General features: G+C 71.6%; 14 protein-coding genes. 7 read left to right on the top strand and 7 right to left on the bottom strand.

Going from position 1 to position 14,128, the window contains the following annotated elements; translation table 11 throughout:
* Positions 1–2 precede the first annotated feature (2 nt).
* The 3 genes from SSP29_RS59550 to SSP29_RS04560 all read right to left on the bottom strand — a co-directional run bounded on the left by SSP29_RS59550 (position 3) and on the right by SSP29_RS04560 (position 1,374).
* Positions 3–251: a hypothetical protein gene (locus SSP29_RS59550; RefSeq protein ID WP_150133539.1), complete on the bottom strand. Its 249-nt coding sequence runs from the start codon at positions 249–251 to the stop codon at positions 3–5.
* Complete coding sequence (locus SSP29_RS59545; RefSeq protein ID WP_245883010.1) at positions 248–754, bottom strand: sigma factor-like helix-turn-helix DNA-binding protein; 507 nt, start codon at positions 752–754, stop codon at positions 248–250. Before SSP29_RS59545 ends, SSP29_RS59550 begins: the two co-directional genes overlap by 4 nt.
* 119 nt (positions 755–873) lie before the next feature.
* Positions 874–1,374: a MarR family winged helix-turn-helix transcriptional regulator gene (locus tag SSP29_RS04560; protein WP_174855920.1), complete on the bottom strand. Its 501-nt coding sequence runs from the start codon at positions 1,372–1,374 to the stop codon at positions 874–876.
* A gap of 163 nt (positions 1,375–1,537) precedes the next feature.
* Between SSP29_RS04560 and ilvA the strand changes: the two genes are divergently transcribed.
* The 3 genes from ilvA (at position 1,538) to SSP29_RS04545 (ending at position 4,893) form a co-directional block, all read left to right on the top strand.
* Positions 1,538–2,767, top strand: a complete 1,230-nt coding sequence (ilvA, locus tag SSP29_RS04555) for a threonine ammonia-lyase (RefSeq protein ID WP_089099142.1) — start codon at positions 1,538–1,540, stop codon at positions 2,765–2,767.
* A 264-nt stretch (positions 2,768–3,031) separates the two neighbouring features.
* Entirely contained in the window at positions 3,032–4,036 is a 1,005-nt protein-coding gene (locus tag SSP29_RS04550) for an ATP-binding cassette domain-containing protein (protein ID WP_089099141.1), read from the top strand.
* Entirely contained in the window at positions 4,033–4,893 is an 861-nt protein-coding gene (locus tag SSP29_RS04545; protein WP_089099140.1) for an ABC transporter permease, read from the top strand. The genes SSP29_RS04550 and SSP29_RS04545 overlap by 4 nt, the downstream gene beginning before the upstream one ends.
* 60 nt (positions 4,894–4,953) lie before the next feature.
* On the opposite strand, the gene greA is transcribed toward SSP29_RS04545, so the two are convergent.
* Both greA and SSP29_RS04535 read right to left on the bottom strand, forming a co-directional pair.
* Positions 4,954–5,454, bottom strand: coding sequence for a transcription elongation factor GreA (gene greA / locus SSP29_RS04540; RefSeq protein ID WP_089099139.1), 501 nt, complete (start codon positions 5,452–5,454; stop codon positions 4,954–4,956).
* A 168-nt stretch (positions 5,455–5,622) separates the two neighbouring features.
* On the bottom strand, positions 5,623–6,021 hold the full coding sequence (locus SSP29_RS04535; protein WP_089099138.1) for a DUF4307 domain-containing protein: 399 nt from the start codon (positions 6,019–6,021) through the stop codon (positions 5,623–5,625).
* 105 nt (positions 6,022–6,126) lie between these two features.
* On the opposite strand from SSP29_RS04535, the gene mca reads away from it, so the two are divergent.
* A complete protein-coding gene (gene mca, locus SSP29_RS04530) occupies positions 6,127–7,008 on the top strand; it encodes a mycothiol conjugate amidase Mca (RefSeq protein ID WP_089099137.1) in 882 nt (293 codons plus the stop codon).
* On the top strand, positions 7,001–7,234 hold the full coding sequence (locus SSP29_RS04525) for a hypothetical protein (RefSeq protein ID WP_174855919.1): 234 nt from the start codon (positions 7,001–7,003) through the stop codon (positions 7,232–7,234). The genes mca and SSP29_RS04525 overlap by 8 nt, the downstream gene beginning before the upstream one ends.
* A 6-nt stretch (positions 7,235–7,240) precedes the next feature.
* Here the strand turns inward: SSP29_RS04525 and SSP29_RS04520 are convergent, their stop codons facing one another.
* Positions 7,241–10,441, bottom strand: a complete 3,201-nt coding sequence (locus tag SSP29_RS04520; protein WP_089099135.1) for a tetratricopeptide repeat protein — start codon at positions 10,439–10,441, stop codon at positions 7,241–7,243.
* Between the two features lie 112 nt (positions 10,442–10,553).
* Positions 10,554–10,958, bottom strand: coding sequence for a hypothetical protein (locus SSP29_RS04515; RefSeq protein ID WP_089099134.1), 405 nt, complete (start codon positions 10,956–10,958; stop codon positions 10,554–10,556).
* Positions 10,959–11,190: 232 nt separating this feature from the next.
* On the opposite strand from SSP29_RS04515, the gene SSP29_RS04510 reads away from it, so the two are divergent.
* Both SSP29_RS04510 and SSP29_RS04505 read left to right on the top strand, forming a co-directional pair.
* Positions 11,191–11,838: an ArsR/SmtB family transcription factor gene (locus SSP29_RS04510; RefSeq protein WP_167449850.1), complete on the top strand. Its 648-nt coding sequence runs from the start codon at positions 11,191–11,193 to the stop codon at positions 11,836–11,838.
* The gene (locus tag SSP29_RS04505; RefSeq protein WP_089099132.1) at positions 11,819–13,858 is read left to right on the top strand and encodes a thioredoxin domain-containing protein; all 2,040 of its coding nucleotides are present in this window, start codon (positions 11,819–11,821) and stop codon (positions 13,856–13,858) included. Before SSP29_RS04510 ends, SSP29_RS04505 begins: the two co-directional genes overlap by 20 nt.
* Positions 13,859–14,128 lie beyond the last annotated feature (270 nt).

Raw genomic sequence — 14,128 nt, 5'->3', positions numbered from 1 at the left:
TTTCACCAGCCGACGATGGGCGGAGTCGTCGTGGACGGCGGCTCCACCCACGGATGCACCGTCGCCGCCCAGACCGCGAACGCCACCGCCGCCGCGCCGAGCAGCAGCCACAGCAGGCGGCGCGCCCGGCGCCGGCGCCGCAGCATCCGGCCGCCCCGGCGCAGCACCTCGCCGTAGAGGTCGGGCGGTACCGGGGGCGGTGCCTGCTCCATGATCCGCCGGGCCGCGGCCTCGCGTTCCACGCGGTTCACGACGGTGCCACCTTCGCCACCGGCACCGGGGGCGCCGCCTTGCGCGGCGGATGCAGCAGGGTGGCCGTCGCCCGGTCGCAGAGGGCGTGCACGCGCTCCGTCGGCAGGCCGAGCAGCGCCGCCGTCTGCTCCTCGGCGACCCCCTCGTACAGCCGCAGCACCAGGATCAGGCGTTCCCGGGGCGTGAGCACGGCCAGGGCGCTGCGGGGGTGCGGGCGGGTGCGGCTGAGCGGGCCGCCGTACTGGTGCCACGCGGAGTTCGCGAAGCGCAGGGCGAGGTACTGACGGGCCCGGTCGTACGGATCCTCGCCGCGCAGCCGGTCCCAGCACGCGTACGTGTGCGCGAGCGCGAGGGCCAGCAGGCGTCGCGCGCGGGGGTTGGCGTCCGGCGCCTCGGCGGTCAGCAGGGTGGCGGCATGCAGCAGCCGTCCTGCCGCGCCCGCGACGAACGCCTCGAACTCCCGGGCCCGGCGGGCGTCCTGCGACACCTGCCGATCGCGCACCGTGCCTCCCCGACTGCGGGCCCCGGACACGGGTACGACGGGGCCCGGTCTCATATGAGGCCAGGGGCGGGCCCACGGTCAAGAGTCGCGCGGCACCCGCGCGTGGCCGATGCGGACGGTCAGGAGGCCGGCGGGACGTCCGTGCCCGGCGGCACGGCCATCCGCGCGGACAGCGCGCTGTTGAAGCGGGTGAGCAGCGCGCAGAACGTCTCGCGCTCCGCCGGCTCCCAGTCCTGCGTCAACTCCGCCATCAACTGGCGCCGGGACGAACGCACTTCCTCCAGCCGCGACAGCCCGCGCGGGGACAGCTGGAGCACCACGGCCCGGCCGTCCTCGGGGTGCGAGGTGCGCTTGACGAGCCCGGTGTCGACGAGCGGAGCCACCTGCCGGGTGACCGTCGACGAGTCGATCCCCATGCTCGCGGCGAGCGCCTTGACCCCCATGGGGCCTTCCTTGTCGAGGCGGTTGAGCAGCAGATACGCGGCGCGGTCCATGGAGTTGCGCACCTGCCCGACGCCGCCTAGCCGGGTCTGTTCGGCACGGCGGGCGAACACCGCCACCTCGTGCTGCAGCGTGTCGAGAAGACCGCTGTCACCGACGGTCGTCATGTCCATCGACATTTCAGGTGTTGTGGGCATGGCCGGGGGCTCACTTCATGAAAGGAGTGCTGATGTGGGGGACAGAGTACGCGGACAGGGGGCGAGCCGTACCGGCGCTGCGCAAACCGGTCTCGGAGCTTGGTCACACCCGCGCCTTCGGCCTGTGAACTGCGAGACTTGAGTCATGAGCTACAGCACGGCTGACTCCTTGCGCCCCGTCACCCTCGACGACGTACGCGGCGCCCAGAAGATGCTCACGGGCGTGGCGCGGGTGACCGCGATGGAAAGCAGCAGGCATCTGTCCCAGCTGGTCGGCTCGCCGGTGCACCTCAAGTGCGAGAACCTCCAGCGGACCGGTTCCTTCAAGCTGCGCGGCGCCTACGTCCGGATCGCCGGGCTGCTGCCCGAGGAGCGCGCCGCCGGAGTCGTGGCCGCGAGCGCCGGGAACCACGCGCAGGGCGTGGCGCTGGCCTCGTCGCTGCTCGGGGTGCACGCGACGGTGTTCATGCCCAAGGGCGCCCCGCTGCCCAAGATCAGCGCCACCCGGGAGTACGGCGCGGAGGTGCGGCTGCACGGTCAGGTGGTCGACGAGACGCTGGCCGCCGCCCAGGAGTACGCGGCCGAGACGGGTGCGGTGTTCATCCACCCCTTCGACCACCCGGACATCATCGCAGGTCAGGGCACGGTCGGGCTGGAGATCCTGGACCAGTGCCCCGAGGTCGGCACGATCGTCGTCGGTATCGGCGGCGGCGGGCTCGCGGCGGGGATCGCGGTCGCCGTGAAGGCGGTCAGGCCGGACGTGCGGATCGTCGGCGTCCAGGCGGAGGGCGCGGCCGCGTATCCGCCCTCGCTGGCGGCCGGGCGCCCGGTCACGGTGGCGAACCCGGCGACGATGGCCGACGGCATCAAGGTCGGACGGCCGGGTGACGTGCCGTTCGCGCTCGTCGAGGAACTGGTCGACGAGGTCCGCACGGTCAGCGAGGACCAGCTGTCCGCCGCGCTGCTGCTGTGCCTGGAGCGGGCCAAGATGGTCGTGGAACCGGCCGGGGCCAGCCCGGTCGCGGCGCTGCTGGGCGAACCCGGCGCCTTCCCCGGCCCCGTCGTCGCCGTGCTGTCCGGCGGCAACGTCGACCCGGTGCTGCTGCAGCGGGTGCTGCGGCACGGCATGGCCGCGCAGGGCCGCTACCTGGCCGTACGGCTGCGGCTGACCGACCGCCCCGGCGCCCTCGCCACGCTCCTCGGGGTGCTGTCGGTGGCGGACGCCAACGTCCTCGACGTGGGCCACGTCAGGACCGACCCCCGGCTCGGGCTCACCGAGGCGGAGGTGGAGCTGCTCCTGGAGACCAAGGGCCCGGAGCACTGCGTCGAGGTCCAGCAGGCTCTGCGCGAGGCCGGTTACACGGTCATCGACTGAGGGGCGGCAGGGGGCGGCCGCACCGCCGACGGTGTCGGCGGCTCCCGCTCGCGGCGGTGAACGTCCAGGTCAGCCGCTGTTCATTCACTCGTTCGGGAAAACCTGTGAAAACCTGTCGACGGACGCGATACATCGCGTTATGGTGTGTCGCGTGGTCACGGCTGCCCCGCCTCGCCTGCCGTCGCGCAGGCGGAAAACCATAGGCGGGCCGAGGGCCGCATATCTACCCTTCTTCGCAGAATCCCCGACGACGTGGAGACCCATATGCCAGGCGCCATCTATGCCGAAGGCCTGGTCAAGACCTTCGGTGACGTAAGGGCTTTGGACGGCGTCGACCTCGACGTCCCCGAAGGCACGGTCCTCGGACTGCTCGGGCCGAACGGCGCGGGCAAGACGACGGCCGTCCGTTGCCTGACGACCCTGCTCCGCCCCGACAGCGGCCGGGCCGTCGTCGCGGGCATAGACGTGCTCGGGCAACCGGACGCGGTACGCCGCTCCATCGGCCTGTCCGGACAGTTCGCGGCGGTCGACGAATACCTCACCGGCCGCGAGAACCTGCAGATGGTCGGCCAGCTCTACCAGATGCGGGCCAAGCAGGCGAAGGCCCGCGCGGTCGAGCTGCTGGAGCAGTTCAACCTCACCGACGCCGCCGACCGCCCCACCAAGACCTACTCCGGCGGCATGCGCCGCCGCCTCGACCTCGCCGCCGCCCTCGTCGTCTCCCCGCCGGTCATGTTCATGGACGAGCCGACCACCGGCCTCGACCCCCGCAACCGCCAGCAGCTGTGGGAGGTCATCCAGCAACTGGTCTCCGGCGGCACGACCCTGCTGCTCACCACCCAGTACCTGGAAGAGGCGGACCACCTCGCCCACGACATCGCGGTGGTCGACCACGGCAAGGTCATCGCCCAGGGCACCTCCGACGAGCTCAAGGCCCGCACCGGCGGCGAGCGCGTCGAGGTCGTGGTGCACGAGCGCGGGCACATGGGGACCGCGGCGGAGGTGCTGCGCGGCTTCGGCAAGGGCGACACCACCGTCGAGGACCACACCCGCAGGCTCACCGTGCCCGTCACCGGCGGCGCCAAGCTGCTCGCCGAGGTCATCCGCGAGCTGGACTCCCGGGGCATCGAGATCGACGACATCGCCCTGCGCCGCCCCACCCTCGACGACGTCTTCCTGTCCCTGACCGGACACGTGGCCGAGGAGAAGCCCGAGGGCAATGGCGAGCAGGGACGCAGGAAGAACACCCGCAAGGAGGCCGTGAAGTGAGTGCCGTCAGCGACACCGCGCGGGTGCCGGCCGCCCCCGGCAACGCCGTGACCCAGTCGTTCCGCGACTCGATGGTGGTCGCAAAACGCAACCTGATCCGCATGTCCCGGATCCCCGAGATGATCATCTACGGGCTGATCCAGCCCATCATGTTCGTGGTGCTGTTCACCTACGTCTTCGGCGGTTCCATGCAGATCGGCGGCAGCACCAGCGCCACCGACTACAAGAACTTCCTGATGGCCGGCATCTTCGCGCAGACCGTCACCTTCGCGACGGCCAGCTCCGGAGCCGGCATCGCCGACGACATGCACAAGGGCCTCATCGACCGCTTCCGCTCCCTGCCCATGGCGCGCGGTGCGGTGCTGACCGGGCGCACGCTCGCCGACCTGGTGCAGACGGCGCTGACCCTGGTGGTCCTCGCCGTGGTCGCCCTGATCGTCGGCTGGAGGGTGGGAACGAACGGCGACACCAACGCCGGCAAGGTCCTCGCCGCCTTCGCCCTGCTGCTCCTGCTCGGCTACGCGTTCACCTGGATCGGCGCCCTGATCGGCATGTCCGTCCGCACCCCCGAGGCGGCCACCTCCAGCGGACTGATCTGGCTGTTCCCGGTCACCTTCATCTCGAACGCGTTCGTGGACACCAGCCATATGACCCCGTGGCTGCGGCACATCGCCGAGTGGAACCCGTTCAGCGCCACCGTGCAGGCCGCCCGGGTGCTCTTCGGCAACCCCGGCCAGTCCCTGTCGGGCGCCTGGCCGATGCAGCACCCGGTGTGGGCGTCGCTGATCTACTCGGTCCTGATCATCGCGATATTCCGGACGCTGGCGGTCCGCAAGTACCGCTCCGCCACCGCCTGACGCACGGCACGACAAAGCCCCCGGCGTCCCGCGGACGCCGGGGGCCTGTCCTTGTTCGCGTCAGCCCGAGTAGGGCTCGGCCTTCAGGATCTTCACCGAGGCCTTCTTGCCGTTGGGCAGCTCGTACTCCGCGTTCTCGCCCACCTTGTGGCCGATCACCCCGGTGCCCAGGGGCGACTGCGGGGAGTAGGTCTCGATGTCGGCGCTGGCGTACTCGCGGGAGGCGAGGAGGAACGTCATGGTGTCGTCCTCGTCGCCGTCGAAGGCGATGGTCACCACCATGCCGGGCGCGACGGCGCCGTCCGCAGACGCCGGGGCCTCGCCGACCTTGGCGGTCTCCAGAAGCTGGGTCAGCTGGCGCACACGGAGCTCCTGCTTGCCCTGCTCCTCCTTGGCCGCGTGGTACCCGCCGTTCTCGCGCAGGTCGCCCTCCTCGCGCGCGGCCGCGATCTTGGCGACGACCTCAGCGCGCGCGGGACCAGACAGGTACTCCAGCTCGGCCTTGAGCTGGTTGTACGCCTCCTGGGTCAGCCAGGTGACGTTCTCGCTGGTCTGGGTCACAGGTGCTCCTCGTCGGTACTGGGAATACAAAGCATCGCCCTACCCAGAAGCATGTTCCTTCATGGAAGGGCGAAACCACGAGCCTAACAATTCAACGGCGGAAGGGGGAGGACATAAGCCATCAGAATTACGTCAACGCAGGTCAGCGCCTACGTATTGTGGCTGACGTCAGTCGGCGTGGCAGCCGAGCAGCTCCGCCGTGGTGCCCCGGGCCGTCGTACGGAGCGTGACGACCCTGTCGATCTCGGTCGCGGAACCCGTGAAGTGGAAGTCCGCCCGGCCCACCTCGGAGCCGTCCGCCGCCTGGGAGCGCAGCGTGCAGTAGCCGGAGGCGCCGGAGTCCTTGTGGACCTCCAGATGCACCTGGACCGCGTCGGCAGAGGCGTCGAAGGTGACGACCTGGGCGCTGATCTTGTTCTGTACGACGTAGTGGTAGGCCCAGTAGCCGACCAGCACGAGCAGCAGCGCACCCAGGACCGCACCGGCGACCTTGAGTCTGCGGTCGGCGCGCTCGTCCGAGGAGCTGCCGTAACGGCCCTCGGGCAGACGCGTGCTCGCGGTACTCATGATCGTCCTCCGGACCCCGGAATTATTCGCCTCCCGATTCGGTCACTATAGAAGCCGCCGATTGCCCCCGAGCTACCGGGGCGCCGACTTACCAAGGATTGAGTCTTGACTGACCAGCTGCGACTGATGGCCGTCCATGCCCACCCCGACGACGAGTCGAGCAAGGGCGCGGCCACCATGGCGAAGTACGTGTCCGAGGGGGTGGACGTGCTGGTCGTGACCTGCACGGGCGGGGAGCGCGGCTCCATCCTCAATCCCAAGCTGCAGGGCGACAAGTACATCGAGGAGCACATCCACGAGGTACGCAAGAAGGAGATGGACGAGGCCCGCGAGATCCTCGGCGTCAAGCAGGAGTGGCTCGGCTTCGTCGACTCCGGCCTGCCCGAGGGCGACCCGCTGCCGCCGCTGCCCGAGGGCTGCTTCGCCCTGGAGGACGTCGACAAGGCGGCCGGCGAGCTGGTCCGCAAGATCCGCGCGTTCCGCCCGCAGGTGATCACCACCTACGACGAGAACGGCGGCTACCCGCACCCCGACCACATCATGACCCACAAGATCTCGATGGTGGCCTTCGAGGGCGCGGCGGACGCCGAGAAGTACCCCGAGGCCGAGTTCGGGCCGGTCTTCCAGCCGCAGAAGCTGTACTACAACCAGGGCTTCAACCGTCCGCGCACCGAGGCGCTGCACAACGCCATGCTGGACCGCGGCCTGGAGTCGCCGTACGGGGACTGGCTGAAGCGGTGGAACGAGTTCGAGCGCACCGAGCGCACCCTGACCACGCACATCCCGTGCGCGGACTTCTTCGAGATCCGTGACAAGGCGCTGATCGCGCACGCCACGCAGATCGACCCGGACGGCGGCTGGTTCAAGGTGCCCATGGACCTCCAGAGGAAGGTCTGGCCGACCGAGGAGTACGAGCTCGCGAAGTCCCTCGTCGATACCTCCCTCCCCGAGGACGATCTCTTTGCGGGCATCCGCGACAATGCCTGACATGAGCGCAAGCCTGGCACTGACGCACCTCGTCCCCCTCGCCAAGGAGGTCGACGAGAACAAGGTCACCCCCGGAGTCCTCGGCTTCATCGTCTTCGCGGTGATGGCCGTGGCGGTCTGGGGCCTGATGAAGTCCATGAACAAGCACATGCAGAAGGTCGACTTCAAGGAGTCCGCCCAGACCGGGGCGGACTCCAAGGCGCCGGCGGCCGATCCCAAGAGCTGACCGGCGTCACGCCCCGGCCGGCACCGGCACGCCCATCACCTCGCGGGCGTGGCGGCTGGGCACCATGCCCAGCCGCCAGGCCTGCCAGCCCGACTCCAGCTGGACCCCGCGCTCCAGGAGCAGGCCGTACGCCGTGACGTACTCGGTCAGCTTCTCGTCGCGCAGCGGGTGGGCGGTGCGGGCCAGCTGGGCCAGCTCCTCCTGGGCGACGGCGGTCCCCACCTCCACGCCGCCGGGCGCGGCGTAGGGGAGCAGGGTGCAGCGCAGGAAGCGGGCCCAGTCCTCGCCGCGCCGGTCACCGTACGACGTGAACAGGGCAACCGCCTCGTCGCACAGGGCGAGGGCCTGCTGGGCGCGGGCGTTGCCGGCGTCGACGACGGCCAGCTCCAGGCAGGTCCAGGCCTCGCCGTGGACCACGCCCATGCGCTGGAAGTCGGCGCGGGCGTCGACGAGGAGCTGGCGGGCGAAACCCGAGTTGCGCAGCGAGCCCGTCTGCGCCGCCCTCTGGTCGCGGGTGACGCGGGCCGAGTGGTGGCGGGCGCAGGCCAGGCCGTAGACGTCCCGCATCCGGGAGAACATCGTGCGCGAGCGCTCCAGTTCGCGGACCGCCTGGTCCAGGGTGCCGGTCTCCTCCAGGGCCTGGCCCAGGTAGTACACCGTCCAGGCCTCGCCGCGCGCGTCCTCGTTCTCCCGGTGCCGGGCCGCCGCCGCCCGCAGGCCGTCGACCGCCGGGGACGCGTCGCCGTCCACCAGCCGGGCCCGGGCCAGCTGGGTCAGCGCCCAGGCCTCGCCACGGGCGTCGCGCGTACGGCCGTAGCGATCCAGCGCCGCCCGCAGCTCCCGCTCCGCCTGCGGTACGTCGCCCATGCGCAGCGCCAGCTGGCCGAGCTGGAAGTGCGCCCAGGCCTCGCCGTGCACCGAACCGCCCTCCCGGTGCAGCACGAGCGAGCGGGTGAGCAGGTCGAGGGCCTCCGACAGCCGGGCCCGGTCGCGCTGCACCGCCGCCAGTGCGTGCATCGTCCACGCCCGGTCGGTGGCCAGCTCGGGGGGAGCCTGCAGGTCCAGGGCCTCCTGGAGCCTGGCCGCCGCCTCGGTGAGGTTGCCCTGGTGGTGCAGGGTGATCCCGAGCGAACACAGCGCGCGGGCCGCACCGGCGTCGTGATGCGCCTCCAGGTAGAGGTCGACGACCGAGGTGAGGGTGGTGCGGGCCTTGTCCAGCTCGCCCAGCTGACGGGCCGCGATACCGGTACGCCACTGCACCGAGCGCACAAGGAGGCCCTGGTCCACCGCCTGCGCCAGCTCGCTGATCTCGCCGAGCCGGTAGAGGTCGCCGCGCAGCAGGCAGTAGTCGCACAGCGCGCCCAGCAGGTTCTGCACGGCCGCCTGGTCGACGCCCTCCGCGTGCCGCAGGGCCGCCGTGATGAAGCTCGACTCGTCGTCCAGCCAGCGCAGCGCCTCGTCGAGCGAGGTGAAGCCGTGCGGGCTGAACCGGTCCGAGCGGGTCGACATGTTCCCGTCGACCAGACGCAGCACCGAGTCGGCGAGCTCCCCGTAGTTCACGATCAGCCGCTCCTGCGCCGCCGTGCGGTCGGCCGGGGTCTCCTCGTCCAGGAGACGGGACTGGGCGAAGGAGCGGACCAGGTCGTGCAGGCGGTAGCGGCTGCCGCGGACATGGTCGATCAGACCGGCCTGGGCGAGCGTGACCAGATGCCGGGTCGCCTCCACCTCGTCGGCGCCCAGCAGGGCGGCCGCGGCCGCCGCGCCCATCGAGGCCCGGCCCGCCAGCGCCAGCCTTCTCAGCAGCCGGCGCCCGGTCTCCGACTGGTCGGTGTACCGCAACCACAGCACCCGCTCCACCGGCCCGACCGGACCGTACGCGCCCAGGTCCGTGGCGAGTTGGAGCGGCGAACGCGGGCCCAGCGACGAACCCGCCACCCGCAGCGCCAGCGGCAGCCCGCCGCACAGCTCCCGGATCCGGTCCGCGGACTGCGCGTCGTACGGCCCCGACGCGTCCTGGGCCGACGCGTCCAGCAGCTCCTCCGCGCCGGCCGCGTCCAGCGCCGTGACCGGCAGCCGGTGCACCCAGGCCGGCAGGTCGGCGGGCAGGTCCAGCTGGTCCCGGGCGGTGACCAGGACCAGGCTGTCGGAACGCTCCGGCACCAGGGTGCGCACCTGCTCGGGGTCCGAGGCGTCGTCCAGCACGATCGTCACCGGAAGACCCGTCAGGTGCTGGTGGTACAGCTCGCTCAGCCGCTTGACCTGCTGGTCGGCGGAGGAACGCTCACGGAACAGCAGCTGCTCACGCGGCGCGCCCAGCCGGTTGAGCAGATGCAGCAGGGCGTCCCGGGTGGGCAGCGGCGGCTCCTCCTGGCTGTCGCCGCGCAGATCCACGACGACCGCACCCCGGAAGAAGTCCCTCAGCTCATGGGTGGCCCGGACCGCGAGCGCGGTCCGGCCGGAACCGGGCTCCCCGTGCAGGACCACGACCGTCGGACGGGTCTCGGTGGCCGCCCGGGCCGCCTGCGCCCACTGCCGGATCCGCGCCAGCTCCTGCTGCCGGCCGGCGAACGGGCCGTCCGGAGTGGGCAGTTGGCCGAACGACTGCTGCAGCACCGTACGCCTGCGGGCCGCCGCGCTCTTGTCCGCGCCGCGCAGCCCCGGACCCTGCTTCTTCGGTCCGGTGGAGGCGCTGAGCACCCGCTGCTGGTCGAGGAACGGCCGGATGCCCCGCACCTCCAGCGCGGTCAGCCACTGCAGCCGCAGCTGCTCGGGACCGCCGGGCTGACCGGCCGCGCCGGCGTGGTGATGGGCGGCGGGCAGATGGGAACCGGCGACCTTGACGACCGTGGCGGCCGCGCCGACCACCCCCGCGGCCACGCCCGCGCCGAGAGCGGTGGCCGCCCCGGTGCCCAGGGAGAGGTCGGCGACGGTGGCGGCGACCGCCGCGACGGCCGCGACCAGCAGGGGAGTTCCGGAGCCCTCCTTGGCGTAGCGCCGGCCGAAGCTCGGCCGGCCCGCCTCCGTCTCGTCGAGGGCGACGGTGTACGCCGCGTACTCCTCGGCGGCCGTCCGCTCCATCTCCTCCAGCCCGCCGCGCGCGCGGGACAGCAGCACCTGTCCGTCGACACGGCCGCCCGAACGGCGGACCTCCTCCTCGACGGCCCGCACCAGCAGCCGATCGGCTTCCGCCCGGTGGGCGTCCCGCATGTCCCGTCCCCCTCCAGCGGCAACTCCATTGTCTACAAGTGTCCTTGCGAAGGGTCGCGATGGCGAGGGGGCGACGATCAGGCGATCGGTGAGGGTTCGGTGGTGGTCCCGGCTACTGGACGGCCCGGCCCGGCTGGGGAGCCATCCGGCCCCACCCCTTCGACAGGGCCAGGTACACGCAGGCCGCCGCCAGCCCCGCCTCCGCCACGGCGCTGCCCAGCGCCTCCAGCAGTGCCGTGCCCATCGGCGACGTCGTTATGTCGAACCACGCGTCCAGGACCGCGACCGATGCCGTCGCGGAGGCGGTGAGGCGGGCCCGGGCGTCGCCGCGCAGGCCCAGCACCGCCGTGGCCGCGCAGCCCGCCGCCATCAGGACGTCCAGCCCGATCCAGGCCAGCGACCAGTTGTGCACCTCGGTCCTGGTGGGCAGCGTCTGTGCCAGCACCACCATCCACGGTACGAGCAGCACGGCGGACGATCCGAGAAGGATCAGTGCCCACCGCTTCAGCCGCCTCATCCGCCTCGTCCTTCGGGTCTGCATCGCCGTTAAGCGGTCCAACATCTGATCCCCCTCGTCTTGTTCCGGATCCGTGGCTGTGGAACCTGTGAATCGCCCGGCACTTCCGCCATGCCCCCACGCTAGACCGCAGAGAAATTTCTGCAAAGAAAATTCGGCAGACATCAGGGAGGGGTCCGGGGAAGGGTCAGGGATGTCTCAGGGTTCTCGGGGCCGGGGTTACCGTGGCCGCATGACCGACGGCACGCCCCCGACGGCCGGAGCACCCGAGCCCGCCGCAGACCCCGAGACGCCCGCCGCACCCGCCGAGCTGACCAGCCTGGAGCGCACCGCCCTCTACAAGTCCCTCGGCAACCCCCTGCGCCGCCGGATCCTCGACTACCTCGGCCGGCACGGCGAGGCGAACTCCACCGTGCTCGCCCGCGAACTCGGCGAGAGTTCCGGCACCACCAGCTACCACCTGCGCAAACTCGCCGAGCAGAAGCTCATCGAGGAGATCCCGGAGAAGTCGGGCGGCCGGGAGCGCTGGTGGCGGAGCCTGCCCTTCAGCCACACCGCACCCGACCCTGCGACGATGACGACGGAGGAGTTCGAGGCCGCCAGGCACCTCGCCCTGCTGAAGATCGACATCGACACCCGGCTGTTCCGTCGCGCCCACGAGGAGTACCGCGGCCCGGACGGCTGGGCTCATGTCCAGCGCCACGGCACCTGGCTGACCAGGGACGAGCTCACCGCGTTCATGCGTGAGTACCGCGCCCTGCTCGACCACTACGGGCACTCGCGCGAGACCGCCCCCGAAGGGGCGCGCCCCGTCAACATGCGTTTCTACGCCGTGGCCGAGCCCATGGGAGAGTGGAACGGTGAACCGACTGGCCCATGAGACGTCCCCGTACCTCCTCCAGCACGCCGACAACCCCGTCGACTGGTGGCCCTGGTCGGCCGAAGCCTTCGAGGCCGCGCGGACCGCGAACAAGCCCGTACTGCTGAGCGTCGGGTACAGCTCTTGCCACTGGTGTCATGTGATGGCCCACGAGTCCTTCGAGGACGAGGCCACCGCCGGCTACCTCAACGAGCACTTCGTCAGCGTCAAGGTCGACCGTGAGGAGCGGCCGGACGTCGACGCCGTCTATATGGAGGCCGTGCAGGCCGCCACGGGGCAGGGCGGCTGGCCCATGACCGTGTTTCTCACCCCGGACGCCGAACCCTTCTACTTCGGCACCTACTTCCCGCCCGCCCCCCGCCACGGCATGCCCTCCTTCCGGCAGGTGCTGGAGGGGGTCCGGGCCGCCTGGGACGACCGGCGGGACGAGGTCGCCGAGGTCGCCGGGAAGATCGTCCGCGATCTCGCCCAGCGGGAGCTCGGCCACCAGGGCGGCCGGCCGCCCGGTGAGCAGGAGCTCGCCCAGGCGCTGCTCGGGCTCACCCGCGAGTACGACCCGCAGCGCGGCGGATTCGGCGGTGCCCCCAAGTTTCCGCCGTCCATGGTGATCGAGTTCCTGCTTCGGCACCACGCCCGGACGGGTTCCGAGGGCGCGCTGCAGATGGCCGTGGACACCTGTGAGCGGATGGCCCGCGGCGGCCTCTACGACCAGCTCGGCGGCGGCTTCGCCCGTTACTCCGTGGACCGCGACTGGGTTGTGCCGCACTTCGAGAAGATGCTGTACGACAACGCCCTGCTGTGCCGGGTGTACGCCCACCTGTGGCGGGCCACCGGATCCGAGCTGGCCCGCCGGGTCGCCCTGGAGACCGCCGACTTCATGGTCCGCGAACTGCGCACCGCCGAGGGCGGGTTCGCCTCCGCGCTGGACGCCGACAGCGACGACGGGAGCGGACGGCACGTCGAGGGCGCGTACTACGCGTGGACGCCCGCACAGCTCCGCGAGGTCCTCGGCGAGGACGACGCGGACCTGGCCGCCCGGTACTTCGGGGTCACCGCGGAGGGCACCTTCGAGGAGGGGCAGTCCGTGCTGCAACTCCCCCAGCAGGAGGGCGTGTTCGACGCCGAGCGGATCGAGTCCGTCAAACGGCGGCTGCTGGCCGCACGGGCCGAACGCCCGGCCCCGGGCCGGGACGACAAGGTCGTCGCCGCCTGGAACGGCCTCGCCGTCGCCGCTCTCGCCGAGACCGGCGCCTACTTCGACCGCCCCGACCTGGTCGAGGCCGCCGTCGGCGCGGCGGATCTCCTCGTACGGCTGCATCTCGACGACCACGCGCGGCTCGCCCGCACCAGCCGGGACGGCAGGGTCGGCGCCAACGCGGGCGTGCTGGAGGACTACGGCGACGTCGCCGAGGGCTTCCTCGCGCTCGCGTCCGTGACCGGCGAGGGCGTCTGGCTGGAGTTCGCCGGGCTCCTCCTCGACCATGTGCTGGCTCGCTTCACCGACGAGGAGAACCCGGAGACCGGTGCCCTCTACGACACGGCCGCCGACGCCGAGCAGCTGATCCGCCGGCCGCAGGATCCGACCGACAACGCCACGCCCTCCGGGTGGACCGCCGCCGCCGGCGCCCTGCTCGGCTACGCGGCCCACACCGGTGCCGAATCTCATCGCACCGCCGCGGAAAGGGCGTTGGGGATCGTCGGCACGCTCGGACCGCGCGTGCCGCGCTTCATCGGGTGGGGGCTCGCCGTCGCCGAGGCGCTGCTGGACGGTCCGCGCGAGGTGGCGATCGTGGGGCCGGACGCAACGGACCCCCGCACGACCGCCCTGCATCGCACCGCACTTCTGGGTACAGCGCCCGGTGCTGTCGTGGCCGTGGGCACGCCGGAGAGTGACGAGTTCCCGTTGCTCGCGGGGCGGCCGCTGGTCGGCGGGGAGGCGGCCGCGTACGTGTGCCGCAACTTCACGTGTGACGCGCCGACCGTCGACCCGGAGCGGCTGCGGGCGGCACTCGGGGGCTGAGGTCCGCCGAAGTCCGCCGAATTCTGTGGGCACGTTGTCGGCTGCGGGTGCGTGGGGGCTGGTCGCACCCACGCGCTGGTCGCGCCCACGCGGCGGCAGCCGCATATCGACAACAGCCCCGCGCCCCTGTCGGGGCGCTCACACTGGGCGCATCTTCGAATAGGGCGCGCTTTCCGGTCGTTGGGCCGAAACATGCCATTTATCAGCCGAGTTCACGCTCTTCACATCACCCTCATAGGATCCCCTCATTGCCGTGACGGGTGTGACCCG

The sequence above is a fragment of the Streptomyces hyaluromycini genome, assembly GCF_002217755.1.
Classification (GTDB): Bacteria; Actinomycetota; Actinomycetes; order Streptomycetales; family Streptomycetaceae; genus Streptomyces; species Streptomyces hyaluromycini.
This window is presented reverse-complemented; position numbering and strand designations above follow the sequence as displayed.